25 protein-coding genes are annotated in these 20,954 nt (G+C 73.4%); 7 read left to right on the top strand and 18 right to left on the bottom strand.

Translation table 11 applies throughout. From position 1 onward, the window contains the following. A partial coding sequence (locus AC2CHG_RS20005) for a DNA-processing protein DprA (RefSeq protein WP_484525331.1) occupies window positions 1-1,010 on the top strand: 1,010 nt, incomplete at its 5' end. Window positions 1,011-1,015: 5 nt separating this feature from the next. Here AC2CHG_RS20005 and AC2CHG_RS20010 read toward each other — a convergent pair. After that, window positions 1,016-1,357: a hypothetical protein gene (locus tag AC2CHG_RS20010; protein ID WP_194799723.1), complete on the bottom strand. Its 342-nt coding sequence runs from the start codon at window positions 1,355-1,357 to the stop codon at window positions 1,016-1,018. 441 nt (window positions 1,358-1,798) lie between these two features. Between AC2CHG_RS20010 and AC2CHG_RS20015 the strand changes: the two genes are divergently transcribed. Beyond that, window positions 1,799-2,785 (top strand): tyrosine recombinase XerC, encoded by a 987-nt coding sequence (locus tag AC2CHG_RS20015; RefSeq protein ID WP_194799836.1) that lies wholly within the window; start codon window positions 1,799-1,801, stop codon window positions 2,783-2,785. Window positions 2,786-2,833: 48 nt separating this feature from the next. Further along, complete coding sequence (locus AC2CHG_RS20020) at window positions 2,834-4,015, top strand: aminotransferase class V-fold PLP-dependent enzyme (RefSeq protein ID WP_194799722.1); 1,182 nt, start codon at window positions 2,834-2,836, stop codon at window positions 4,013-4,015. Between the two features lie 13 nt (window positions 4,016-4,028). On the opposite strand, the gene AC2CHG_RS20025 is transcribed toward AC2CHG_RS20020, so the two are convergent. Continuing rightward, window positions 4,029-4,649 carry a murein hydrolase activator EnvC family protein gene (locus AC2CHG_RS20025; protein WP_194799721.1) on the bottom strand — a complete coding sequence of 207 codons (621 nt, stop codon included), beginning with the start codon at window positions 4,647-4,649 and terminating at the stop codon, window positions 4,029-4,031. 131 nt (window positions 4,650-4,780) lie between these two features. On the opposite strand from AC2CHG_RS20025, the gene AC2CHG_RS20030 reads away from it, so the two are divergent. After that, window positions 4,781-5,440 (top strand): methyltransferase domain-containing protein, encoded by a 660-nt coding sequence (locus tag AC2CHG_RS20030; protein ID WP_194799720.1) that lies wholly within the window; start codon window positions 4,781-4,783, stop codon window positions 5,438-5,440. Then, window positions 5,437-6,543, top strand: a complete 1,107-nt coding sequence (locus AC2CHG_RS20035; protein WP_194799719.1) for a sulfite oxidase — start codon at window positions 5,437-5,439, stop codon at window positions 6,541-6,543. The genes AC2CHG_RS20030 and AC2CHG_RS20035 overlap by 4 nt, the downstream gene beginning before the upstream one ends. 24 nt (window positions 6,544-6,567) lie before the next feature. Here AC2CHG_RS20035 and AC2CHG_RS20040 read toward each other — a convergent pair whose 3' ends face one another. The 12 genes from AC2CHG_RS20040 to proS all read right to left on the bottom strand — a co-directional run bounded on the left by AC2CHG_RS20040 (window position 6,568) and on the right by proS (window position 14,866). After that, window positions 6,568-6,891, bottom strand: coding sequence for a DUF2469 domain-containing protein (locus AC2CHG_RS20040; RefSeq protein ID WP_011905215.1), 324 nt, complete (start codon window positions 6,889-6,891; stop codon window positions 6,568-6,570). Beyond that, the gene (locus tag AC2CHG_RS20045; RefSeq protein ID WP_194799718.1) at window positions 6,888-7,763 is read right to left on the bottom strand and encodes a ribonuclease HII; all 876 of its coding nucleotides are present in this window, start codon (window positions 7,761-7,763) and stop codon (window positions 6,888-6,890) included. Before AC2CHG_RS20045 ends, AC2CHG_RS20040 begins: the two co-directional genes overlap by 4 nt. Next, entirely contained in the window at window positions 7,757-8,224 is a 468-nt protein-coding gene (locus AC2CHG_RS20050; RefSeq protein ID WP_484525332.1) for an NUDIX hydrolase, read from the bottom strand. Before AC2CHG_RS20050 ends, AC2CHG_RS20045 begins: the two co-directional genes overlap by 7 nt. A 90-nt stretch (window positions 8,225-8,314) precedes the next feature. Further along, window positions 8,315-8,947 carry a signal peptidase I gene (gene lepB / locus AC2CHG_RS20055; protein ID WP_262014790.1) on the bottom strand — a complete coding sequence of 211 codons (633 nt, stop codon included), beginning with the start codon at window positions 8,945-8,947 and terminating at the stop codon, window positions 8,315-8,317. Further along, entirely contained in the window at window positions 8,944-9,828 is an 885-nt protein-coding gene (gene lepB / locus AC2CHG_RS20060; RefSeq protein WP_262014789.1) for a signal peptidase I, read from the bottom strand. The genes lepB (AC2CHG_RS20055) and lepB (AC2CHG_RS20060) overlap by 4 nt, the downstream gene beginning before the upstream one ends. A 168-nt stretch (window positions 9,829-9,996) precedes the next feature. Beyond that, a complete protein-coding gene (gene rplS / locus AC2CHG_RS20065) occupies window positions 9,997-10,356 on the bottom strand; it encodes a 50S ribosomal protein L19 (RefSeq protein ID WP_013284591.1) in 360 nt (119 codons plus the stop codon). A 143-nt stretch (window positions 10,357-10,499) separates the two neighbouring features. Then, window positions 10,500-11,288, bottom strand: a complete 789-nt coding sequence (gene trmD / locus AC2CHG_RS20070; RefSeq protein ID WP_262014788.1) for a tRNA (guanosine(37)-N1)-methyltransferase TrmD — start codon at window positions 11,286-11,288, stop codon at window positions 10,500-10,502. A 27-nt stretch (window positions 11,289-11,315) separates the two neighbouring features. Further along, window positions 11,316-11,855, bottom strand: a complete 540-nt coding sequence (gene rimM, locus AC2CHG_RS20075; protein WP_030269963.1) for a ribosome maturation factor RimM — start codon at window positions 11,853-11,855, stop codon at window positions 11,316-11,318. Next, complete coding sequence (locus AC2CHG_RS20080; RefSeq protein WP_026268109.1) at window positions 11,855-12,115, bottom strand: RNA-binding protein; 261 nt, start codon at window positions 12,113-12,115, stop codon at window positions 11,855-11,857. Before AC2CHG_RS20080 ends, rimM begins: the two co-directional genes overlap by 1 nt. Beyond that, window positions 12,090-12,548 carry a 30S ribosomal protein S16 gene (rpsP, locus tag AC2CHG_RS20085; RefSeq protein WP_484525333.1) on the bottom strand — a complete coding sequence of 153 codons (459 nt, stop codon included), beginning with the start codon at window positions 12,546-12,548 and terminating at the stop codon, window positions 12,090-12,092. The genes AC2CHG_RS20080 and rpsP overlap by 26 nt, the downstream gene beginning before the upstream one ends. Before the next feature lie 241 nt (window positions 12,549-12,789). After that, complete coding sequence (locus AC2CHG_RS20090; RefSeq protein ID WP_262014787.1) at window positions 12,790-13,458, bottom strand: ribonuclease FAU-1 family protein; 669 nt, start codon at window positions 13,456-13,458, stop codon at window positions 12,790-12,792. 1 nt (window position 13,459) lies between these two features. Further along, on the bottom strand, window positions 13,460-14,866 hold the full coding sequence (proS, locus tag AC2CHG_RS20095) for a proline--tRNA ligase (RefSeq protein ID WP_484525334.1): 1,407 nt from the start codon (window positions 14,864-14,866) through the stop codon (window positions 13,460-13,462). A 69-nt stretch (window positions 14,867-14,935) separates the two neighbouring features. Here proS and AC2CHG_RS20100 point away from each other — a divergent pair, with 69 nt between their 5' ends. Next, window positions 14,936-15,466, top strand: coding sequence for a hypothetical protein (locus AC2CHG_RS20100; RefSeq protein ID WP_262014785.1), 531 nt, complete (start codon window positions 14,936-14,938; stop codon window positions 15,464-15,466). Between the two features lie 25 nt (window positions 15,467-15,491). After that, complete coding sequence (locus tag AC2CHG_RS20105) at window positions 15,492-16,085, top strand: TetR/AcrR family transcriptional regulator (RefSeq protein WP_355506847.1); 594 nt, start codon at window positions 15,492-15,494, stop codon at window positions 16,083-16,085. A 42-nt stretch (window positions 16,086-16,127) separates the two neighbouring features. Here AC2CHG_RS20105 and AC2CHG_RS20110 read toward each other — a convergent pair whose 3' ends face one another. From AC2CHG_RS20110 to AC2CHG_RS20125, 4 genes are all read right to left on the bottom strand, one after another. After that, window positions 16,128-17,207, bottom strand: a complete 1,080-nt coding sequence (locus AC2CHG_RS20110) for an amidohydrolase family protein (RefSeq protein ID WP_194799710.1) — start codon at window positions 17,205-17,207, stop codon at window positions 16,128-16,130. Window positions 17,208-17,225: 18 nt separating this feature from the next. Then, window positions 17,226-17,804 carry a Uma2 family endonuclease gene (locus AC2CHG_RS20115; protein ID WP_120571180.1) on the bottom strand — a complete coding sequence of 193 codons (579 nt, stop codon included), beginning with the start codon at window positions 17,802-17,804 and terminating at the stop codon, window positions 17,226-17,228. Between the two features lie 67 nt (window positions 17,805-17,871). After that, window positions 17,872-19,425: a signal recognition particle protein gene (ffh, locus tag AC2CHG_RS20120; RefSeq protein WP_262014781.1), complete on the bottom strand. Its 1,554-nt coding sequence runs from the start codon at window positions 19,423-19,425 to the stop codon at window positions 17,872-17,874. A 114-nt stretch (window positions 19,426-19,539) separates the two neighbouring features. Beyond that, the coding region (locus tag AC2CHG_RS20125; RefSeq protein ID WP_484525335.1) for an HD domain-containing protein at window positions 19,540-20,954 on the bottom strand (1,415 nt) is incomplete at its 5' end.

Consider the following 20,954-nt stretch of genomic DNA (forward strand, 5'->3'; position numbering starts at 1 on the left):
GCGCTGCCGGGGACGCCCGGGCGGTCGCCGCCGACGCGCTGGCCCGCGGCGAACGGCTCGGGGCCCGGCTGGTCACCCCGGACGACGACGAATGGCCCGCCCAGGTCGGCGACCTGCGCCGGCTGGCGCTCTCCGGGGCCACCCGGCGGGTCGACGTGGAGACCGATCCGCCGCTCTGTTTCTGGGTACGCGGAGCGTGGCCGCTCGATGAGGCGCTGGCGCGCTCGGTGGCGGTCGTCGGCGCGCGGGCGGCCACCCCCTACGGCGCGCACATCGCCACCGAGCTGGGCTACGGTCTCGCCGACCGGGAGTGGACAGTCGTGTCCGGCGGGGCGTTCGGCATCGACGCCGCCGCGCATCGCGGGGCGCTGACAGCGGGCGGGCGCACCGTCGCCGTGCTCGCCTGCGGCGTGGACCGCCCGTACCCGATGGGCAACGCCGCGCTGTTCGACCGGATCGCCGAGACCGGCCTGCTGGTGAGCGAATGGGTTCCGGGCGCGGAGCCGTTGCGGCCCCGGTTCCTCATCCGCAACCGGGTCATCGCGGCGGCGACGAACGGCACTGTCCTCGTCGAGGCCGCCGCCCGCAGCGGCGCCACCCAGACACTCAACCGGGCGCTCGGCCTGCGCCGCCCGGCGATGGTGGTGCCCGGGCCGGTCACGTCAGCGATGTCCGTCGGTGGCCACGAGGTGCTGCGGGAACGGCCGGAGGCACGGCTGGTAGCGAACGTCGCGCACGTGCTGGAGGAGGTGGGACGCATCGGGTACGACCTGGCCCCGCCCGCCCGGGCGCCCGAACGCCCCCGGGACCGGCTCGACGAGGAGGCCACCCAGGTGCTGGAGGCGCTGCCCCGCCGCCGGGCCCTCGACCTGGAGAGCATCGCCGCGCGGGCGGGCGTCGACCTGCGTACCGCCATGCGCAAACTGTCCATGCTGGAGGAACTGGCGATGGTGGTACGCCGCGACGACGGATACGCACTCGCACCGCCCCCACCGGTCGCCCGTTGGTGAGCGCGTCAGTCGCCCTCGAACCGGATCTCGGCGTCGCGGCGCTCGGCACATCGGCGGACGAGCCGGGCCAGCCGGTGCACGTGGTCGACCTCCGCCGGCGCCCCGGCCACCTCGGCCAGGCACCGCAGCTCGGCGAGCAGTTGCGGCATCCGCTCGGCGCTCACTGTCAGCTCACCGAGCGGGTCGACGCGGTCCAGCAGCGGGGTCCGCCCGCCGCCCCGGACACGCTTGAGCAGGTCGAGCAGCACGTCCTGCGGGTCTGCGACGGCCTCGATCGAGACATACGCGGGCCGGCGACGACCGGTGCCCGCCGATATCTGCCGGTAGAGGACGGCGTCCACTCCCACTCTCGGCCTCCTCGTACCGGCGTCACCGTCACGGGGACGCACTGGCCTGATCGCGGCCGGATCGGCCTCCGTCGGGGCCGGCTCGGCCGCGCTGCCCGCCGGTCGCCGCACCGGAGCGTGCCGCAGAATGAGTTTCCCCTGTCCAGACCGGCTTCTGCCACCCCGCTCAGCGCGTCGTCACGCTTTCCACGCCGGAAGGACGCGGCCGACGTGGCGGACGGCACAGCCCACGGGCGACGGCCGACCCGCCGCGAAGGCGGGAGCGACAGCCGGGCGGCACGGCGAGGTGGCGGCACGGCGACGGGCGGCGCTCCGGCCTTACGCTGGGGCGGTGATCGCCGTCCGCCTCCGCCGCCGCGACCGTGTGCGCCCGGACCGGGTGCCGCGGTGAGCAGACGGCAGCGCGGCACCCGGGACGCACACGAGGAACTGCCGGCCTCGATGCGCGAGGCGGTGGACGACTTCGCCGATCATCTGTCGCGGGTGCGCAACCGCTCCGTCCACACCGTCCGGGCGTACGTCACGGATCTCGTGTCGCTGCTGGATCACGCCGTCCGGATGGGCTGCGCCGAACTGCCGGAGCTGGACCTCGCCGTGGTGCGCAGCTGGCTGGCGAAGCAGCGGACCGTGGGAGCGGCCCGGACGACGATGGCGCGACGCGCCGCCGCGGCCCGGACGTTCAGCGCCTGGGCGCACCGCACCGGCCTGCTCGCCGACGACGTGGCCGCGCCGCTGGCCAGCCCTCGCGCCCGGCGGGAACTGCCCACGGTGCTGCGCGCCGACCAGGCCGCCGCCCTGGTGGAGGCACCGTCGCAGCGCCCGGGCCCGCCCGAGGCCGACCGCTCGACGGTCCACCCCGACGGCGCCGGGCTCGGACGCGACCACGCAACGGCCCCCGAGGCGGCCGGCGACGGACCGCCCGACGCGGTGCTGCTGCGCGACCGGCTGCTGCTGGAACTGCTCTACGGCACCGGGGTACGCGTCAGCGAGGCGTGCGGCCTCGACGTCACAGACGTCGACCAGGCCCGCCGGGTGGTACGCGTGCTGGGCAAGGGCGGGCGGGAGCGGTCGGTGCCCTACGGAGTGCCGGCCCAGCGGGCGCTCGACGCCTGGCTGCGCGACGGCCGGCCCACTCTGCTGACCCCGGGCTCGGGCCGGGCACTGCTGCTCGGAGCTAGGGGCGGGCGGCTCAACCCGACCACCGCGCGGCGGATCGTGTCCGGCTGGGCCGGGGCCGCCGGGGTACCGCGGGTCACGCCGCACGGGCTGCGCCACTCCGCAGCGACGCACCTGCTCGAAGGAGGCGCGGACCTGCGCGCCGTGCAGGAGCTGCTGGGGCACTCGTCGCTCGCCAGCACCCAGATCTACACGCACGTCTCGGTGGAGCGGCTCCGCGCCGCGTACCGCCAGGCACACCCCCGCGCCTGACCACCGAATGCGGCCGGCGCATGATCCATCCCGGGCTAGGATCGGTGCATGACGGTGCCGCAGCCGCCCGAGCCGATTCCCGGGGCTCGGCTGCTCTTCTCCCTCGATCCCTCCGTCAGCCATCTCAACCACGGCTCGTTCGGCGCCGTACCGATCGCCGTGCAACGCGCCCAGCAGCGCCTGCGCGACGAGATGGAGGCCAACCCGCTGCGGTTCTTCACGCAGGGCCTGGTCGACCGGATCGCCCACGCCCGCCGTCACCTGGCCGCGTTCCTCGGCGCCGACCCGGACGGCACCACGCTCGTCGGCAACGCCACCACCGGCGCGGCCGTGGTGTTGCAGTCGCTGGCGCTGCGCCCCGGCGACGAGATCGTGACCACCGACCACGGGTACGGGGCGGTGGCGCTCTCGATCGCCAGGGAGTGCGCCCGCACCGGGGCGGTGCACCGCACGCTGCCGGTGCCGTTGACCGCCACCGACGAGGAGGTGGTCGAGATCGTCCGCACCGGGCTGCGGCCCGGGCGTACCAGGCTGCTGATCGTCGACCAGCTCACCTCGCCGACCGCCCGGCTTTTCCCGACCGCGGCGATCGTCGCGGTGGCCCGGGAGCAGGGCGTGCCGGTGCTGGTGGACGCCGCGCACGCGCCGGGCATGCTGCCGGCCACCGTCGCGTCGGTAGGCGCCGACTTCTGGGTCGGCAACCTGCACAAATGGGCGTACGCGCCACGCGGCACCGCCGTACTCGTGGTGGCGCCGCAGTGGCGGGAGAAGATCCAGCCGCTCGTCGTCTCGTGGGAGCAGGACAGCGGCTTCCCGGTCCGTGTCGAGTGGCAGGCGACGCTCGACTACACCGGCTGGCTGGCCGCGCCGGTGGGCCTGTTCACGTTGCGCAGCCTCGGCGTGGACCGGGTACGCGCGCACAACGCGGCGCTGGCCGCGTACGGGCAACGGGTCGTCGGGGACGCGCTCGGTGTGGCGCCGGAGCGGCTGCCGGAGCCCGGCGGACCGGCGGTCGCCATGCGGCTCGTGCCGCTGCCGCCCGGTGTCGCGACGACGCTGGACGCGGCCCGGGAGCTGCGGACCCGGATCGCCGACCGGCTCTCCGCCGAGGTGTCGATCGCCGGCTGGAACGGGCGCGGCTACCTGCGGTTGTGCGGACAGGTCTACAACACCCCCGACGAGTACGACCGGCTGGCCGTCCGGCTGCCTGCGCTGCTCGCCCAGGGCTGAGCGACACGCCCGATCACCCGGCGAGGTCGGCGGGGACGGGGTGCAGCGGCAGCAACCGGACGCGACCGAGCCCGAGCAGGGCCAGCGGATCGAGGTACTCCGCGTCGCGTCGCAGTCCCCAGTGCAGGCAGGCCGCCTCCACGCACCCGGGATGCCCGGCGAGCAGGACGCCGACCGGCGTGCCGGCGTCCACACGGGTACCGGCGGCGAGCCGGGAGCGGACCGGTTCGTATGTGGTGCGCAGCCCGTCGGCATGGCCGACGGTGAGCACCGGCCGGCCGGCGACGGTGCCGGCGAACAGGACGGTCCCGGCGCCGGCCGCCAGCACCGGCGCGCCCGGCTCGGCGGCGAGGTCGACACCCCGGTGCCCGGACAGCCAGGGCTGCGGCGGCGGGTCGAAGCGCCGCACCACCCGGGGCGCGCCCGGCAGCGGCCACCGGAACCGCCCACCGGGCGCACCCCGAAGTCCCGCAGCCGAGCCGCCCGCCGCCGAAGCACCAGGAGTCGGGGCACCCGCAGGTAACCCCGACAACGGCCCGACCGAGGCCGACAGCGTCGTCCGGGAAGACGCGGAGGGCCCCGGCAGACAGACGACGAGGAACAACACCACGGCGTAAGAGATCGAGGAACGCACGCGAGCACCCTGCCCGGCCCGGGCACCCTCCCGCGCACCCCACCCGCCGGCCCTGTGGACGACGCCCTCACTGTGGACGAGCGCCGAATTCGGGGCCGATCTGCTACGGCCCGGACGCCTATGCTGGCCGGGTGACGAAGGACTGGTACGCCTGGCACCGCGACTACGACCAGCCCGAGTCCGCACTGGCCCGGCGGCTCGCCGAGGTGCGGCAGCGTGTCTCCGACGCCCTCGACGCGGCACCACCCGGTCCGCTGCGCGCGCTGAGTCTGTGCGCGGGCCAGGGCCGCGACCTGATCCCGGTGCTGGCCGCCCATCCGCGGGGCGCCGACGTGACCGCCCGCCTGGTCGAGCTGGATCCGCGCAACACCGATCCGGCCCGCCGTGCCGCCGCCGACGCCGGGCTCACCGGCGTGGAGGTGGTGACCGGGGACGCCTCGCTGACCGACCGGTACGCCGACCTGGCGCCGGCGGACCTGGTGCTGGTCTGCGGCATCTTCGGCAACATCAGCGACGACGACATCCGGGCCACGGTGCGGCACTGCGCCTCGCTCTGCGCCACCGGCGGCACGGTGCTGTGGACGCGGCACCGGCGGGAGCCGGACCTGGTGCCGGTCATCTGCGAGTGGTTCGCCGAGGAGGGCTTCGAGCCGGTCGCGGTGACCAGCCCGGCCGACGGTGTGGGCGTCGGCGCGCACCGCTTCACCGGCACGCCCCGCCCGCTGGCGCCGGGTGCGCGGATGTTCACGTTCGCGGGCTACGACGTGCTGGAGCGGACGGAGCAGGAATGACCACTGTGGACGACGTCAGCCGGCCCTCCCGGGTGGCCGGGCCGGACGAGGCGATCAGCGCCGAGGAGCTTCAGCTCGCCGCGCGTAACCACGGCATCCCGTTGGAGGCGCTGCGGTACGACGTGACCCCGGCGGGCCTGCACTACCTGCTCATCCACTACGACATCCCGGACGTCGACCCGGCCGCGTACGCGCTGAAGGTGTCCGGCGCGGTCGAGCGTCCGTTGCGGCTGGACCTGGCGGCGCTGCGCGACCGGCCCCGGGTGACACACCGCGTGACGCTGGAGTGCGCCGGCAACGGGCGGGCGCTGCTGCATCCCCGCCCGGTCAGCCAGCCCTGGCTGGTGGAGGCGGTGGGCAACGCCGAGTGGACCGGTACGCCGCTGGCGCCGCTGCTGCGCGAGGCCGGCCTGTCCGGCGACGCGGTGGACGCGGTGTTCACCGGCGCGGACCACGGGGTGGAGCGCGGCGTCGAGCAGGACTACCAGCGGGCGCTGCCGGTCGCAGACGCGCTGCGTGAGGAGGTGCTGCTGGCGTACGAGATGAACGGCGCTCCCCTGCTGCCGCAGCACGGCGCGCCGCTGCGCCTGATCGTGCCCGGCTGGTACGGCATGGCGCACGTGAAGTGGCTGCGCGACATCACCGTGACGACCGAGCCGTTCGACGGCTACCAGAACGCGGTGGCCTACCGGCTGCGGCGCGACGCCGACGACCCGGGTGTGCCGGTGACCCGGATCGAGCCGCGTGCGCTGGTGCGTCCGCCCGGGTTCCCGGATTTCATGTCCCGCACCCGGGTGCTGCGGCCCGGGCCGTGCACTCTGGACGGCCGGGCCTGGTCCGGCCACGCGCCGGTGATCTCGGTCGAGGTGACGACCGACGGCGGTGGGACGTGGACGCCGGCGGTCCTGGACGAGCCGGCCGGAGGCGAGTGGGCGTGGCGCCGCTGGTCGGTGAGCTGGACGGCGACGCCGGGGCGGTACGTGCTCGGCGCCCGGGCGACCGACGCGTCGGGGCGTACCCAGCCGGTCGAGCAGCCGTGGAACCGGGGCGGGTTCGCGAACAACCTGGTACAGCGGGTCGAGGTGGTCGTGCCGGCGGAGTGATCTCCGGCGTTCAGCCGCCTGCGGTCAGCTCCCGAATCCGGAATCTGCGGGAAGCGAGATGTCGGGCTTTTCGAGCTCTTCCACATTGACGTCCTTGAACGTCATCACTCGCACATTCTTGACGAAACGGGCAGGGCGGTACATGTCCCACACCCAGGCGTCGTGCATCTCGACCTCGAAGTAGACCTCGCCGTCGGAGTTGCGCACGTGCAGGTCGACCTGGTTGGCCAGGTAGAAACGGCGCTCGGTCTCCACCACGTAGGAGAACTGGCGGACGATGTCCCGGTACTCCCGGTAGAGCTGCAGCTCCATCTCGGTCTCGTACTTCTCGAGATCTTCCGCGCTCATCGCACTCCGCCTTCCATGACCACATCTTCCCCCACCGACGCCGGAGGTCGCGGCTGCTCGCCCAACGCCACGCCGACGGTACCCCCTGACGCGCCGCAGCGCCCCATCGGCTCGTCCGGGCGGCCGGCGAACGCGCCGGGCCCGAGACCCGGCAGCCCTGCTACGGGCTCGGGCGACGGTGCGTCGGTGCCCGCCGGGCGGCGGGCGCGGGGAGGCCGGCCGTCCCGTCCGGAGACGGCGGCCACGTTCACGTACGAGAAGCGGTGTTCCCGGCAGGGCCCGAGCGCGCGCAGGGCGGCGCTGTGCTCGGCGGTGATGTAGCCCTTGTGCTCGGCGAAGCCGTAGCCGGGGAACCGCCCGTCCAGTTCCACCATCATCCGGTCCCGGGTGACCTTCGCCAGCACGCTGGCCGCCGCCACGCACGCGGCCACCCGGTCACCCTTCCAGACCGCCAGGCCCGGCACGTCCAGCCCGTCGACGCCGAAGCCGTCGGTCAGCACGTACTCCGGGCGGGTGGTGAGCGAGGCGAGCGCCCGGCGCATCGCGGCGAGGTTGCACACGTGCAGCCCGCGGGCGTCGACCTCCTCGGCCGGGATGACCACCACGGCGTACGCCAGGGCCCGTGCCACCACCTCGTCGTAGACGCGCTCGCGGGCGGCGGGGGTGAGCAGCTTCGAGTCGGCCAGCTCGTCGATCTCGCCGCGCCGGCCCTCGGGCAGGATCGCGGCGGCGGCCACCAGCGGCCCGGCACAGGCGCCTCGACCGGCCTCGTCGGCGCCCGCCACGTGCCGGAAGCCGCGCCGTTGCAGGGCCCGCTCCAGCGCGTAGAGGCCGCCGTCGCGGCGTACCACGGTGCGCGGCGGAGTCAGCATGCGCCGCCTCCCGACAGCACGGCGCCGAGCCGGCCGGGCAGGTCCGGTGGGTAGTAGCGCTCGGTGCTGGTGGCCAGCTCGGCGACCGGCCACCAGCGGTGCCCGTGCACGCTCGCCCGCTCGACGTCGGTGAACCCGGCGGTGTCGACCTCCCAGCCCGTCACCCGGACCAGGTAGAACTGCTGCTCCTGGCGGTACCAGACGCCGTCGAACGGGAACTCGACGGTGTCCGACCAGACCGGCGCGCCCAGCTCGGCCGGGGCCAGCCGCAGGCCGGTCTCCTCGGCCAGTTCCCGGGCGGCGCCGTCGGCCGGGGACTCCCCCGGGTCCAGCCCGCCGCCGGGGGTGAACCAGTACCGGTGACCCGGCCGGGCCGGATCACTGCCCTGGAAGAGCAGCACCCGGTCGGACGCGTCGACCAGCAGCACCCGGGCCGCGCGACGAGGGGTGTAGACGGTCACCGCACCAGCCTGCCAGACGCCTGCGACGAACGACCACGCCCTCCCGCCGCCGGCGCGGGGCCGGCGTGCCGGAGCGTGGCGCGGGCCTGCTCAGGGATTGGGGATCCCGTCGAACTGCTTCGGAACGCTGAGCCAGGTCGCGCGGCTGACCGGCCAGAAGATGGTGAAGGCCCGGCCGACGACCTCGCCCTCGGGGATGGTGGCGACGTTGATGTCCTCGCCCGACTGCTGCCAGTGCTCCAGCGAGTCGCCGGACGCCTCCCGGTGGTCACCCATGACCCACAGGCGCCCCTTCGGCACCGTGATGTCGAAGTCCTGGTCGGCGGGCTTGTTGCCGGGGAAGATGAACGGCTCGTCGATCGGCTTGCCGTTGATGACCAGCCGCTCCTGGCCGCCGGTGCGGTCGCAGCAGACCACGTGATCGCCGCCGACGCCGATGACCCGCTTGATGAAGTCCTCGCCGTCGGGGTTGCCGCTCCACTCGGTGGGCGCCTTGAAGACGATGACCTCACCCCGGTGCGGCGAGCGGAAGTCGTAGACCAGCTTGTTGACAAGCACCCGATCGTCGATCTTGAGGGTGTTCTCCATGGACGGCGACGGGATGAAGAAGGTCTGCAGCACGAAGGCACGCACCAGCACCGCGACCAGGATCGCCACGCCCAGGAGGATGGGCAGCTCCTTCCAGAAGGAGCTGCGGGGCTTCTCGGTCTGCTCGTCGATCACGGGTGGAGCCTACGTCGCCGGGTACGCCGCGGTCGCCCCGAACCCGCCAGAACGGTGAGCGTCGCCGCGACCGGGAGGATCAGGACGACGCCGCCGACCGGGTCGGGATCCACCGGCACCGGCCCCGGCGCCGCCGCGGCGTCCGCACGCGGCACGCTCGAGAAGGTCTCCGGTACGGGCAGACTCGTCCACCGCTGCGAGGGCCAGACGATCATGAAGGCGCGGCCGACCACGTTCTCGATCGGCACCGGCCCCTGACATCGGGCGTCCTGCGAGACCAGCCGGTGGTCACCCATCACGAAGATCTGCCCCGGCGGCACCACCACCTCGGTGAACTGCCGGGACCGGCACTCCTTCGGATTGGGTGGCAGCTCGACCGGGGAGTCCTCGGAGACGTACGCCGTCTCGTCCAGCGGCACCCCGTTGACCACCACCCGGCCGTCGTCGCAGCACCAGACCTTGTCGCCCGGTACGCCGATGACGCGCTTGATGAAGTCTTTCTCGCCGGGGCGGCTGACGCCCACCAGGTCGCCGAGTGTGCGGCCGACCCGGCCGGCGAAGTTCGTCGGCGGCGCGGGCGCCTCCTGGGCGACCCAGCGGTCGGTGCCCCGGAACACCACCACCTCGCCGCGGACCGGGTCCCGGACGTCGTAGACGACCTTGTTGACGAGCACCCGGTCGCCGACGAGCAGGGTGTCCTCCATCGACCCGGAGGGGATGAAGAACGCCTGGAGCAGGAACGTCCGGATCAGCACCGCGAGGCAGAACGCCACGATCAGCAGCAGCGGCAGCTCCTGCCAGAGCGGCATCTGGCGGCGGCTGCGGCGGGCCCGCCGGCGCCAGGGATCGACGGCGCCGTCCTCGTCAACCATCTGCACCATGCCACTCTCCGGTCCGCGGAAACGACACTACCGCCCGGGAGTCTCCTCGGAGACCCCACGGGCGGTAGTGGACCGTTTCGCACCGTCCGGCTGCGCCCGTACCGACCAGGGTAATGCGGTCTGGTCGATACGACATCCGCGCAGGCCGGGCGGCGTGGCGAACGTGGATCAGTTCGCCGGCTGCTTCTCCCGCAGCTCCTTGATCTTGGCCTTCTTGCCGCGCAGCTCACGCAGGTAGTAGAGCTTGGCGCGACGCACGTCACCGCGGGTCACGACCTCGATCCGGTCGATGCCCGGGCCGTTGAGCGGGTAGGTCCGCTCCACGCCGACACCGAAGCTGACCTTGCGGACCGAGAAGGTCTCACGCAGGCCGTCACCCTGGCGGCGGATGACGACGCCCTGGAAGATCTGGACCCGGGAGCGGTTGCCCTCGACGACCCGCGCGTGCACCTTGACGGTGTCACCGGCACGGAAGTCGGGCAGGTCGGTACGCTTCGACTGGGCGTCAAGGGCGTCCAGGATGTTCATCGCTGCGTCCTCGTGAGGCTCACGGCGCATCGTCAGTCGATGCGCGGATGGGTGATTCTGACCCCCGGGTGGTGACCGGCGATACCGGCCCCGGTCGAGGGTCCTCGCAACCGCCCACGGCGTGGACGGATGCGGCAACCCCTCTACTTTGCCACATGCCCCGGTGGCGGGGAAAATCCGCCCCGCTCCAGCGTCACCCGGTCCCGCTTGTCGAGCGTCTCCGGGGCCAGCGCGCCGATCATGTCCGGCCGCCGGGCCGCGGTCCGCAGCAGCGACTCGTCGCGCCGCCAGCGGTCGATCCGGGCATGGTCGCCGGAGCGCAGCACCTCGGGCACGTCCAGCCCGCGCCAGCTCGCCGGCTTCGTGTAGAGCGGTGCCTCCAGCAGCCCGTGCGCGTGCGACTCCTCGTCCAGCGACCCGGCGTTGCCGAGCACGCCGGGCAGCAGCCGGGTGACCGCCTCCAGGATCACCAGCACGGCCACCTCGCCGCCGAACAGCACGTAGTCGCCGAGCGAGACCTCGGTCACCGGCATCCGGGTCGCCGCGTGGTCCAGCACGCGCTGGTCGATGCCCTCGTACCGGCCGCAGGCGAACAGCAGGTGCGACTCGGCGGCCAGCTCGTGCGCCAGGGCCTGGGTGAACGGGACGCCCGCGGGCGACGGCACGAGCAGCCGGGGCAGCGTGTGCCCGTCCGGGCTCAGCTCGCCGGGCGCCAGCGCGTCCAGCGCCTCACCCCACGGCTCCGGCCGCATGACCATGCCCGGACCGCCGCCGTAGGGCGTGTCGTCGACGGTGCGGTGCACGTCGTGGGTCCAGGTCCGCAGATCGTGTACGGCCAGCCGCAGCGTGCCGTTCGCGCGGGCCTTGCCGATGAGCGACAGGTCCAGCGGGGCGAAGTACTCGGGGAAGATCGACACGATGTCGACGCGCATGCGGTGGCTCCAGCCGGAGGTCGAGAGCTAGAGGTCGAGCAGGCCGCCGGGCAGGTCGACGACGACGCGACCGCCCGCCAGATCCACCTCGGGCACGATCGCCTTGACGAACGGGACCAGCGCGGTACGCCCCTCGGGGCGCCGCAGCACCAGCATGTCGGACGCGGGCGCGTGGTCGATGCGGGCCACCTCGCCCACGTGCTCGCCGTCGCGGGTGACCACGGTGAGCCCGACCAGCTGGTGGTCGTGGAACTCCTCCGGGTCCTCCGGCGGGGCGACGTCGGCGCTGTCCACGCCGAGCAGCGTGTTGCGCAGCGCCTCGGCGACGTCGCGCTCCAGCACGCCCTCGAAGGCGACGAGCAGGCGGCCCTGGTGCCAGCGGGCCGACTCGACGGTGAGCGTCGGGGGCACCCGCCAGGCGCCGGGCTCCGACGGGGTGACCCCCGGCTCGGTGGTCAACACCGAACCGGGGGCGAACCGTGCTTCGGGCTCGTCGGTACGCACCTCCACGGTGACCTCACCGCGGATGCCGTGCGGCTTACCGATCCGGCCGACGACGAGAAGCATCAGTACGAGTCGACGATGTCGACGCGTACCCCACGCCCGCCGATGGAGCCGATCACCTGGCGCAGCGCCTTGGCGGTCCGGCCGGACCGCCCGATCACCGTGCCGAGGTCCTCGGGGTGCACGCGGACTTCGAGGCGCTTGCCCCGACGGGAGTCGACCATGCGCACCCGGACGTCGTCCGGGTGGTCGACGATGCCCTTGACCAGGTGCTCCAGAGCGGGACGCAGCGGCATGTCAGGCCTGCTCGCCGGACTCGGCACCGGTCTGCTCCTCGGCCTTGGGGGCCTCGACCTTCGGCTCCTCCGCCTTGGCGGCGGCCTTCTTGGCCGGCTTCGCCGGGGTGTCCGCCACGCCGGCGGCGGCCTTCGCCTCGGCCTCGTACGCCGCCTTGCGGTCGGCCCGCTCGGGGGCGACCTTCAGCGGCGGCGGAGCCGGCAGGCCCTTGAACTTCTGCCAGTCACCGGTCAGCTCCAGCAGGCGCTGCACGGCCTCGCTCGGCTGGGCGCCGACCGAGAGCCAGTACTGGACCCGCTCCGACTTGACCTCGATCACCGAAGGGTCTTCCTTCGGCTGGTACACACCGACGAACTCGATCGCCCGACCGTCACGCTTGGTGCGCGAGTCGGCGATGACGATGCGGTACTGCGGGTTGCGGATCTTGCCCATCCGCAGGAGCCGGATCTTTACGGCCACAGTTGTTTCGCTCCTGTTGCGATCTCACCGGCCCGTACGGGCGGTGTGCGGGTGAGCGCCGACCGGCACAGTGGGGTTTGGGCCGGAGACTGCTCGGTGAACTGGCGACGCGCCCGGGTTAGAGGGCGCCGGACGCGTGCCGGATACCAGCGAACCATTCTGCCAGATCCGGACCGGAACTCTCACACCGGACCCGGACACCACGCCCGGGGAAGCCCGGGCCGTGACCGAGGACACTCGTTCAGCGCACCGGCGGGCGGTCCCAGCCCGGCGGAAGTTCGTCCGGTACGTCCCACTCGGCGGGCGGAGTGAAGTCGCACCAGGTGCCGTCGAACGGGAACTCCCCCGCCTCGGCGATTCGGATCACCCGCTCGCCCTCGGCGCGTACCGCCTTCTCGTCCGTCACCCAGTAGTGCTCCGGGAACGCCAGCCGCTCGGCGAACTCGTCCTCGTCCTTCCACTCCCAGCTCAGGTCCGGGTACACCACCACGTCGAGGTCCTGGTCGACCATGTCGACGCCGGCCACCGTGCCGTCGTCCCAGCGGACGCCGGGCTCCTCCAGGTTGACGTACCAGTTCTGGAAGCGGCCGGCGGCGTCGCGGAACCACCAGACCGAGTGGGACGCGCCGGTGGGCAGGAACTTCAGCACCGGCGGGCCGTTCCACAGCCCCTGCGCGAGCCGGTAGGACGACGTCACCCACTCGGCGAACGGCACGGCCCGCATGCCCAGGCCGGCCTCCGTCACCTCGTGCGCGACGGGCGCTGTCCGCGCCACCCAGAGCAGCAGGCCACGCTCGTCGTCGGAGACCACGCGGGCCGACCGGACCCAGCCGATCCGGCCGTGCCGCACGTTCCGGTGCAGGATCAGCCGCCCCGGCGCGAACCGGCCGGCCGGATCGCCGGGCCGCATCTCAGTACGCGCGGGCGAGGATCGCCACCAGGTCGGGCTCGTCCTCCGAGTCCGGCACCGAGCCGTCGGCGCGCACCAGGCAGCGGACCGTCACGCCCTGGCCGTTCGCCTCGGCCTCGCCCTCGACGCCGACCGCCGACCACGACACCCGCGCCCAGCCGGTGGCGGACGCCTCGATCGCCTCGGCCAGCGTCGACACCTCGACGGTGCGGGACCGGCGGAACTCCAGCGCCTGGTCGTGCAGCGCCCGCTGGTCGGCATCCAGCGCGGCCACCACCGCGCCGACCACGTCGGCCACCGGCGTCGGGGCCTTCGAGCCGTCCGTACGCCGGACCACCACCGCGTTGCCGGCGGCCAGGTCACGCGGGCCGACCTCGACGCGGACCGGGTAGCCGCGCAGCTCGGCGTCGACGGCGCGGCGGCCGAATGCGGTGTCGGTCCGGTCGTCGAGCGCCACCCGCACCCCGGCGTCGCGCAGCGCGTCGCACAGCTTGGCCGCCGCCTGGCTCACGCCCTCGCCGTCCTTGACGATCATCACGTACGCCTGCACCGGCGCCAGCTTCGGCGGCACCCGCAGCCCGTTGTCGTCGCCGTGGCACATGATCAGACCACCGAGCATCCGGGTGGAGGTGCCCCAGGAGGTGGTCCACGCGTGCTCCCGGCCGCCCTCGGCCGAGGAGTAGCTGATGTCGAACGCCTTGGCGAAGTTCTGGCCCAGCTCGTGGCTGGTGCCCAGCTGCAGCGCCTTGCCGTCGCCCATCATGCCCTCGCACGTGTACGTGGCGGTGGCGCCGGCGAAGCGCTCCCGGGCGGTCTTCAGGCCGACCACCACCGGGATGCCGAGCACGTTGACCATCAGATCCTCGTACGCCTCGTGCAGGATCCGCCGCGCGTAGGCGCGGGCGTCCTCACGGGTCGCGTGCGCGGTGTGCCCCTCCTGCCAGAGGAACTCGCTGGTACGGAGGAAGATCCGCGGGCGCAGCTCCCACCGGACCACGTTCGCCCACTGGTTGAGCAGCAGCGGCAGGTCGCGGTACGAGTCGATCCACTTGGCCATGAACTCGCCGATGACCGTCTCGCTCGTGGGGCGCACCACCACCGGCTCGGCGAGCTGCTTGCCGCCACCGTGCGTGACCACCGCCAGCTCCGGCGAGAAGCCCTCGACGTGCTCGGCCTCCCGCTTCAGGTAGCTCTCCGGGATGAACAGCGGGAAGTACGCGTTCTCCGCGCCCGCCGCCTTGATCCGGGCGTCCATCTCGGCCTGCATCCGCTCCCAGATGGCGTAGCCGGCCGGTCGGATCACCATGGTCCCCCGGACCGGGCCGTTGTCGGCCAGCTTCGCCTTGGCGATCAGGTCCTGGTACCAGCGGGGAAAGTCCTCCGCACGGGGAGTGAGCACGCGTGCCATGACCGCACATCCTATGCGTCCCGTGACGGGTCGCCGCAGCCGGGCGCGCCCGCACTACCATCTGCCGTCATGCACCTCCCCGCCCCGGACCCGGCGCCGGCACTGGCCCCGCTCGCCGCCCGCTGGGTGGCCTGGGTCGCCGCCCACCGCCAGCCGGTCAACCCGCTCAAGGACACCACCGGCCGGCACGGCGGGCGTCACCAGCCCGACGACGTGTGGTTCCTGGCCGGCACGCAGGGCGGCGGGGTCAGCCGGCGTTGCGTGGTGCCGGCGGGTCGTCCGCTGTTCTTCCCGGCGATCTGCTGCTGGACGGTCGGCCGCCGGGACGACCCGGTCCCGCCGATGCCCCACGCCGACGGGCACGCCGAGCTGGACGGGGTGGCGGTGCCGGTGCGGCCCGCGGGCTCGCCCGCCTCGTTCCCGGTGCGGGGGTTCTTCAACAACGTCGTCACCGCGTGGCCGTGGCCGGTGCACGTCTCCTGCTGGGGTCTGTGGGGTCTGGTGCCGCCGCCCGCGCCGGGGACGCACCACCTGACCTTCGGCGGCCACGACGGCGGACGGTTCCGGGTCGAGGCGGAGTACGAACTCGAGGTGCGCTGAACAGCGCCCGTAGACTTCGATCACCATGCGCAAGCCGAAGAACGTCACGCCGGTGCGTGACACGATCGTCGACGCCGCCCGTTCGCTGACCGTCACGACCGGCTGGGCCGGGGTCCGGATGGGTGCGGTCGCGAGCGCGGCGGGAGTGAGCCGGCAGACGGTCTACAACGAGTTCGGCACCAAGGCGGGCCTGGGCGAGGCGCTGGCCCGGCACGAGGTGGACCGGTTCGTCGGCCAGGTCCGGTCCGCGCTGGACGAGCACGACTCCGACGTCCGCGCGGCCGCGTACGCGGCGATCCACCGCACGCTCGCCTCGGCCGCCGAGAACCCGCTGGTCCGGGCAGTGCTGACCAGCACCCGGGGCGGATCGGAGGAACTGCTGCCCTACCTCACCACCCGGTCCGAGCTGGTGCTCGCCGAGGCCGCGCGGGCGCTGCTGGAGTGGACCGGTGCACGCCTGCCGGACGCCGATCCGGCCGCCCTGGCGTTCGCGGCGGACAGCGTCGTACGCCTGGTGGTGAGCCACATCGTGTTGCCCGGGGGCCCGGTGGACGAGACCGCCGACCGGCTGGCCGACCTGGCGGTGCGCCTGTTCCTGATGGCGGCGACGGCCCGCTAGGGGCGCCGGCGGCGGCCGGTCACCCCCGCCGCCGACCGCAGGTCAGCGGACGACCCGGCCGCGCAGCACGATCCGGCTGGGCGCCCGGACCACGCGCAGGTCGCGGCGCGGATCCTCGGGGTAGACCACCAGGTCGGCGAGGCCGCCCTCGACCAGCCCGGGGAAGCCGAGCCACTCCCGGGCCCGCCAGGAGGCGGCGGCGAGCACGTCCGGGGCGGACATGCCGGCCTGCTCGTGCAGCAGAAGCATCTCCTCGGCCGCGAGGCCGTGGTCGATGCCGCCGCCCGCGTCGGTGCCGACGTAGATCGGCACGCCCGCCTCGTGCGCGGCGCGCACCACCTCGGGGAAGCGGTCGCGCAGGGCGAGCATGTGGTCGGCGTACCCGGGGAACTTGGGCCGGGCCTGCTCGGCGATGTGGCCGAACGTCCGGATGTTGATCATCGTGGGGACCAGTGCGGTGCCCTGCCGGGCCATCAGGTCGATCAGGTCGAGGCTCAGCCCGGTGCCGTGCTCCACCGAGTCCACCCCGGCCCGCACCATGATCTCCACCGCCGACTCGGAGAACGTGTGCACCGCCGCGCGTACCCCGGCGGCGTGCGCGGCGGCGACCGCCGCGGTCATCGTGTCGGCGTCCCAGGCCGGCGCCAGGTCGCCCACGCCCCTGTCGATCCAGTCGCCGACCAGCTTGACCCAGCCGTTGCCGGCCGCGGCCTGCGCGGCCACCGTCGCGGCGACCTCCGCCGCGCCGACCTCCACGCCGATGTCGCGCAGGTAGCGCTTCGGCGGCGCGACGTGCCGGCCCGCGCGGGCCAGTCGCGGCAGGTCCGGCTCGTCCTCCAGTTCCGGGTACGGGTACGGCGACCCGGCGTCCCGGATCGCCAGCACGCCCGCGTCCCGGTCGATCCGGGCCAGATCCCGTGCCTGGTCGAGCGAGGTGATCGGGCTGCCGCCGCGGGCGATGCCGATGTGGCAGTGCGCGTCGGTCAGGCCGGGCAGCACGAAGCCACCGTCGGCCACCGTCTCGGCGCCGGGCACCGGTTCGAATGTCACCCGGTCGCCGACCAGCCAGACGTCCCGGACCTCGTCGTCGGGAAGGAACACACCGCGCACGTGCAGAGCCATGTGCACAGTCCTACCCGATCAGTCCTCCTCGCCGGCGAGCAGGTCGTTGCGGCGCGCGGTCAGCGCCGGCAGATCGACAGAGACCTTCCAGGGCCGCTCGGTGACGAACAGGTCCTCGGCCTGACTGACCTGCTTGTACTCGCGATTGGCGCCAAGCACGTACTCAGTCAGCGTGATCTTCTCCTTGACCGGGTCGAGCACCCAGTAGGAGCGGACACCGGCGTGCGCGTAGACCCTGGCCTTGTCGTACATGTCGCGGAAGGTGGAGGTCGGCGAGATGACCTCGACGGCGAGCACCGCGTCCTCGACCGGCAACGGGCTCCGGTTGGCGTTACCCCGCACGACCGCGACGACGTCCGGCCGGGGCTCGTTCCGGTGGTCGACCCGCATCGACAGGTCGATCCCGACCTGATACTCCTTCGGGCAGTTGACGCGAAGCGCGAGCAGCAACTCGACGCACATGTCCTGGTGCAGCAGAGTGGGCGACGGCACGATCAACCTTCCGTTGATCAGTTCGTACGGAAGGTCCTTGGGCAGCTCGCCCAGGTCGTCGACCGTCCACTCGTGCCGCTCCGGCAGGATCGGGGCCGCGGTCATTGACATCTCCTTCCAGGGGGCGACATAACCCCAAGAGACAGCGATGTCGCCCACCGTCACCGACACGCTAGCGGGGGCCCTTGTCGCCGCCCTTGCCCAGCTTGTTGAAGTCGATCTTCGGGAGTTTGAAGCCCGGCGGCAGGCCCTGTCCACCGGCCAGGTCACCCGGGTCCAGGCCCGGCGGGAGCTGCGGCATGCCGCCCGGGAAGCCGCCCGGCATCCCGGCACCGGTACGCGGCCGGCCGCCACCCTTCGTACCCTTGCGCTTGTTCTTCGGCGACTTGGTCGCCTTGCGCCGGCCGCCGCCGGGCAGGCCCATCATGCCGCCCATCTGCTTCATCATCTTCTGCGCGTCGGCGAAGCGGTTGAGCAGCTGGTTGACGTCCATGACGGTGACGCCGGAGCCGTTCGCGATCCGGGCCCGGCGGGAGCCGTTGATGATCTTCGGGTTGGTGCGCTCGGCCGGGGTCATCGACCGGATGATCGCGGTGACCCGGTCGAAGTGCTTGTCGTCCAGCTCGGCGAGCTGGTCCTTCATCTGCCCCATGCCCGGCATCATGGACAGCACGTTGGCGATCGGGCCCATCCGCCGGACCGCGATGAGCTGATCGAGGAAGTCCTCCAGCGTGAAGGTCTCCCCGCCCATCAGCTTGGCGGTCATCTTCTCCTTCTGATCGGAGTCGAAGGCCGCCTCGGCCTGCTCGATCAGAGTGAGGACGTCGCCCATGCCGAGGATCCGGCTGGCCATCCGGTCCGGGTGGAAGACGTCGAAGTCCTCCAGCTTCTCGCCGGTGGAGGCGAACAGGATCGGCTGGCCGGTCACCTCGCGGACGGAGAGCGCGGCACCACCGCGCGCGTCGCCGTCGAGCTTGGACAGCACCACGCCGGTGATGCCCACGCCATCGCGGAACGCCTCGGCGGTGCGCACCGCGTCCTGGCCGACCATGGCGTCGATGACGAAGATGACCTCGTCGGGCTGGACCGCGTCGCGGATGTTCGCGGCCTGCTGCATCATCTCGGTGTCGATACCGAGCCGGCCGGCGGTGTCGACGATGACGATGTCCCGGGCGGCGCGGCGGGCGTGCTCGATCGAGTCGCGGGCCACCTGCACCGGGTCGCCGACGCCGTTGCCGGGCGCCGGGGCGTACACCTCGACCCCGGCCCGGCCACCGAGCACCTGGAGCTGCCCGACGGCGTTGGGACGCTGGAGGTCGGCGGCGACGAGCAGCGGCTGGTGGCCCTGGCTCTTGAGCCAGCGGGCCAGCTTGCCGGCGAGCGTCGTCTTACCGGAACCCTGGAGACCGGCCAGCATGATCACGGTCGGCGGGTGCTTGGCGAACTGGAGCCGCCGCCCCTCGCCACCGAGGACCTTGATCAGCTCCTCGTTGACGATCTTGACGATCTGCTGCGCCGGGTTGAGCGCCTGGGAGACCTCGGCGCCGCGCGCCCGCTCCTTGACGTTCGCGATGAAGCCCTTGACCACCGGCAGGGCGACGTCGGCCTCCAGCAACGCCATCCGGATCTCGCGCGCGGTGGCGTCGATGTCGGCGTCGGTGAGCCGGCCCTTGCCGCGGAGCTTGGTGAAGATCCCGGACAGGCGGTCACTCAAGGTGTCAAACACGCGAACATCCCGTTTGTCGTTTTCGGCGGGCACATGCTGCCGGGCCGGTGGTCCAGCCCACCGTTAGGGTAGCCCGCCGCCCGCACCCCCGCTCCGGCCCGGCGGCCCGTTCCGTTACACGGCGGCGAGGACGGCGGCCTCGATCCGGGTCCGTTCCTCGTCCGACGGCCAGCCGCCGACCAGGTAGAACGCGTCCACCACGTCGCCACCCAGCGTCGAGATCCGGGCCGCCCGCACCTGGGCGCCCGCCTCGTCCAGCGCGCAGGTGACCCGGTAGAGCAGCCCTGCGGCGTCGGCGGCCCGCAGCTCCAGCAGCACTGCGTCGGTGGCCGCCTCCCGGTGCCACACCACCCGGGGTGCGGCACCCTGGCTGCGCGCGGCGAGCGCCCGGCCGCGCAGCCGCTGGATGACCGAGACGTCACCGCCGACCGCGCGGCGCAGGTCGGCGCTGAGCGCGATCGGCTCCGGGGCCAGCCCGTAGCGCGGCTGCACCCGGCACTCGACCAGGGCGCGGCCGTCGACGGTGGCGGCGTCCGCGGAGATCACCTCCAGGCGGTGCAGCGCCAGGCACCCGGCCACCGTCGCGAGCAGCCCACGCCGGTCGGCCGCGGCCACCGACACCCGGTCCTCCCCCAGGTGTACGACAGGCAGCGGCCCGGCCACGAGCGCCGGGTCAGGGGCCGGCGGGGCGGGTACCACGCCGGTGTCCAGCGTGGTGCGTACCCGGCTCACCAGTTCGGCGATCAGCCGGCCCTTCCAGCCGGACCAGGCGGCCGGGCCGGTGGCGGCGGCGTCGGCGCGGACCAGGGCGTGCAGGAGTTCCAGCGTGCCGGTGTCGCCGACCCGCTCGGCGACCCCGGCGACGGTCTTCGGGTCGGACAGGTCACGGCGGGTGGCCACGTCGGGCAGCAGCAGGTGCAGCCGGACCAGCGTGCCGATGAGCGCCGCCTCCTCGGGCGGCAGCCCGATCCGGGTGGCGACCGCCTCGGCCAGCGGCGCGCCGACAGTCGAGTGGTCGCCGTCCAGCCCCTTGCCGATGTCGTGCAGGAACGCGCCGAGCAGCAGCAGGTCGGGCCGTTCCACGTCGCGGGTGTGCCGGCTCGCCTCGTACGCGGTCTGCACCAGGTGCCGGTCGAGCGTGAACCGGTGCACCGGGTTGTGCTGGGGCAGGCTGCGCATCCGGGTCCACTCGGGCAGCCAGCGGTCGATCAGCCCGTACCTGTCGCAGGTCTCCCAGGCGGGCACCAGGCCGGGACCGGCGCCGAGCAGGGTGATCAGCGCGGCGCGGGCCGCCGACGGCCAGGGCGCGGGCAGCGGCGGGCAGTACGCGGCGAGCCACTCGCAGGTGGCGCGCGCGATCGGCAGCCGGTTGGTGGCAGCGGCGGCGGCCACACGTAGCGACAGGCTCGGGTCGGGGCGGGCCCCGATGGCGGTGCGGGCGAGCACGAGTTCGCCGTCCTGCTCGACCACGTCCCGGGCGACCGGGCGGCGCAGCGGGCGGCCGGGCGCGGCGCGGTGCCGGCCGGAGC

The sequence above is a fragment of the Micromonospora sp. ATLC20 genome (assembly GCF_057196585.1).

Excerpts from the sequence above, each read along its gene's own strand:
- AC2CHG_RS20015 (WP_194799836.1), top strand. The coding sequence starts at position 1,799 with ATGCGCGAGGCGGTGGACGACTTCGCCGATCATCTGTCGCGGGTGCGC.
- AC2CHG_RS20020 (WP_194799722.1), top strand. The coding sequence starts at position 2,834 with ATGACGGTGCCGCAGCCGCCCGAGCCGATTCCCGGGGCTCGGCTGCTC.
- AC2CHG_RS20035 (WP_194799719.1), top strand. The coding sequence starts at position 5,437 with ATGACCACTGTGGACGACGTCAGCCGGCCCTCCCGGGTGGCCGGGCCG.
- AC2CHG_RS20040 (WP_011905215.1), bottom strand. The coding sequence starts at position 6,891 with ATGAGCGCGGAAGATCTCGAGAAGTACGAGACCGAGATGGAGCTGCAG.
- AC2CHG_RS20045 (WP_194799718.1), bottom strand. The coding sequence starts at position 7,763 with ATGCTGACTCCGCCGCGCACCGTGGTACGCCGCGACGGCGGCCTCTAC.
- lepB (WP_262014789.1), bottom strand. The coding sequence starts at position 9,828 with ATGGTGCAGATGGTTGACGAGGACGGCGCCGTCGATCCCTGGCGCCGG.
- rplS (WP_013284591.1), bottom strand. The coding sequence starts at position 10,356 with ATGAACATCCTGGACGCCCTTGACGCCCAGTCGAAGCGTACCGACCTG.
- trmD (WP_262014788.1), bottom strand. The coding sequence starts at position 11,288 with ATGCGCGTCGACATCGTGTCGATCTTCCCCGAGTACTTCGCCCCGCTG.
- rimM (WP_030269963.1), bottom strand. The coding sequence starts at position 11,855 with ATGCTTCTCGTCGTCGGCCGGATCGGTAAGCCGCACGGCATCCGCGGT.
- AC2CHG_RS20090 (WP_262014787.1), bottom strand. The coding sequence starts at position 13,458 with ATGCGGCCCGGCGATCCGGCCGGCCGGTTCGCGCCGGGGCGGCTGATC.
- proS (WP_484525334.1), bottom strand. The coding sequence starts at position 14,866 with ATGGCACGCGTGCTCACTCCCCGTGCGGAGGACTTTCCCCGCTGGTAC.
- AC2CHG_RS20100 (WP_262014785.1), top strand. The coding sequence starts at position 14,936 with ATGCACCTCCCCGCCCCGGACCCGGCGCCGGCACTGGCCCCGCTCGCC.
- AC2CHG_RS20105 (WP_355506847.1), top strand. The coding sequence starts at position 15,492 with ATGCGCAAGCCGAAGAACGTCACGCCGGTGCGTGACACGATCGTCGAC.
- AC2CHG_RS20110 (WP_194799710.1), bottom strand. The coding sequence starts at position 17,207 with ATGGCTCTGCACGTGCGCGGTGTGTTCCTTCCCGACGACGAGGTCCGG.
- AC2CHG_RS20115 (WP_120571180.1), bottom strand. The coding sequence starts at position 17,804 with ATGACCGCGGCCCCGATCCTGCCGGAGCGGCACGAGTGGACGGTCGAC.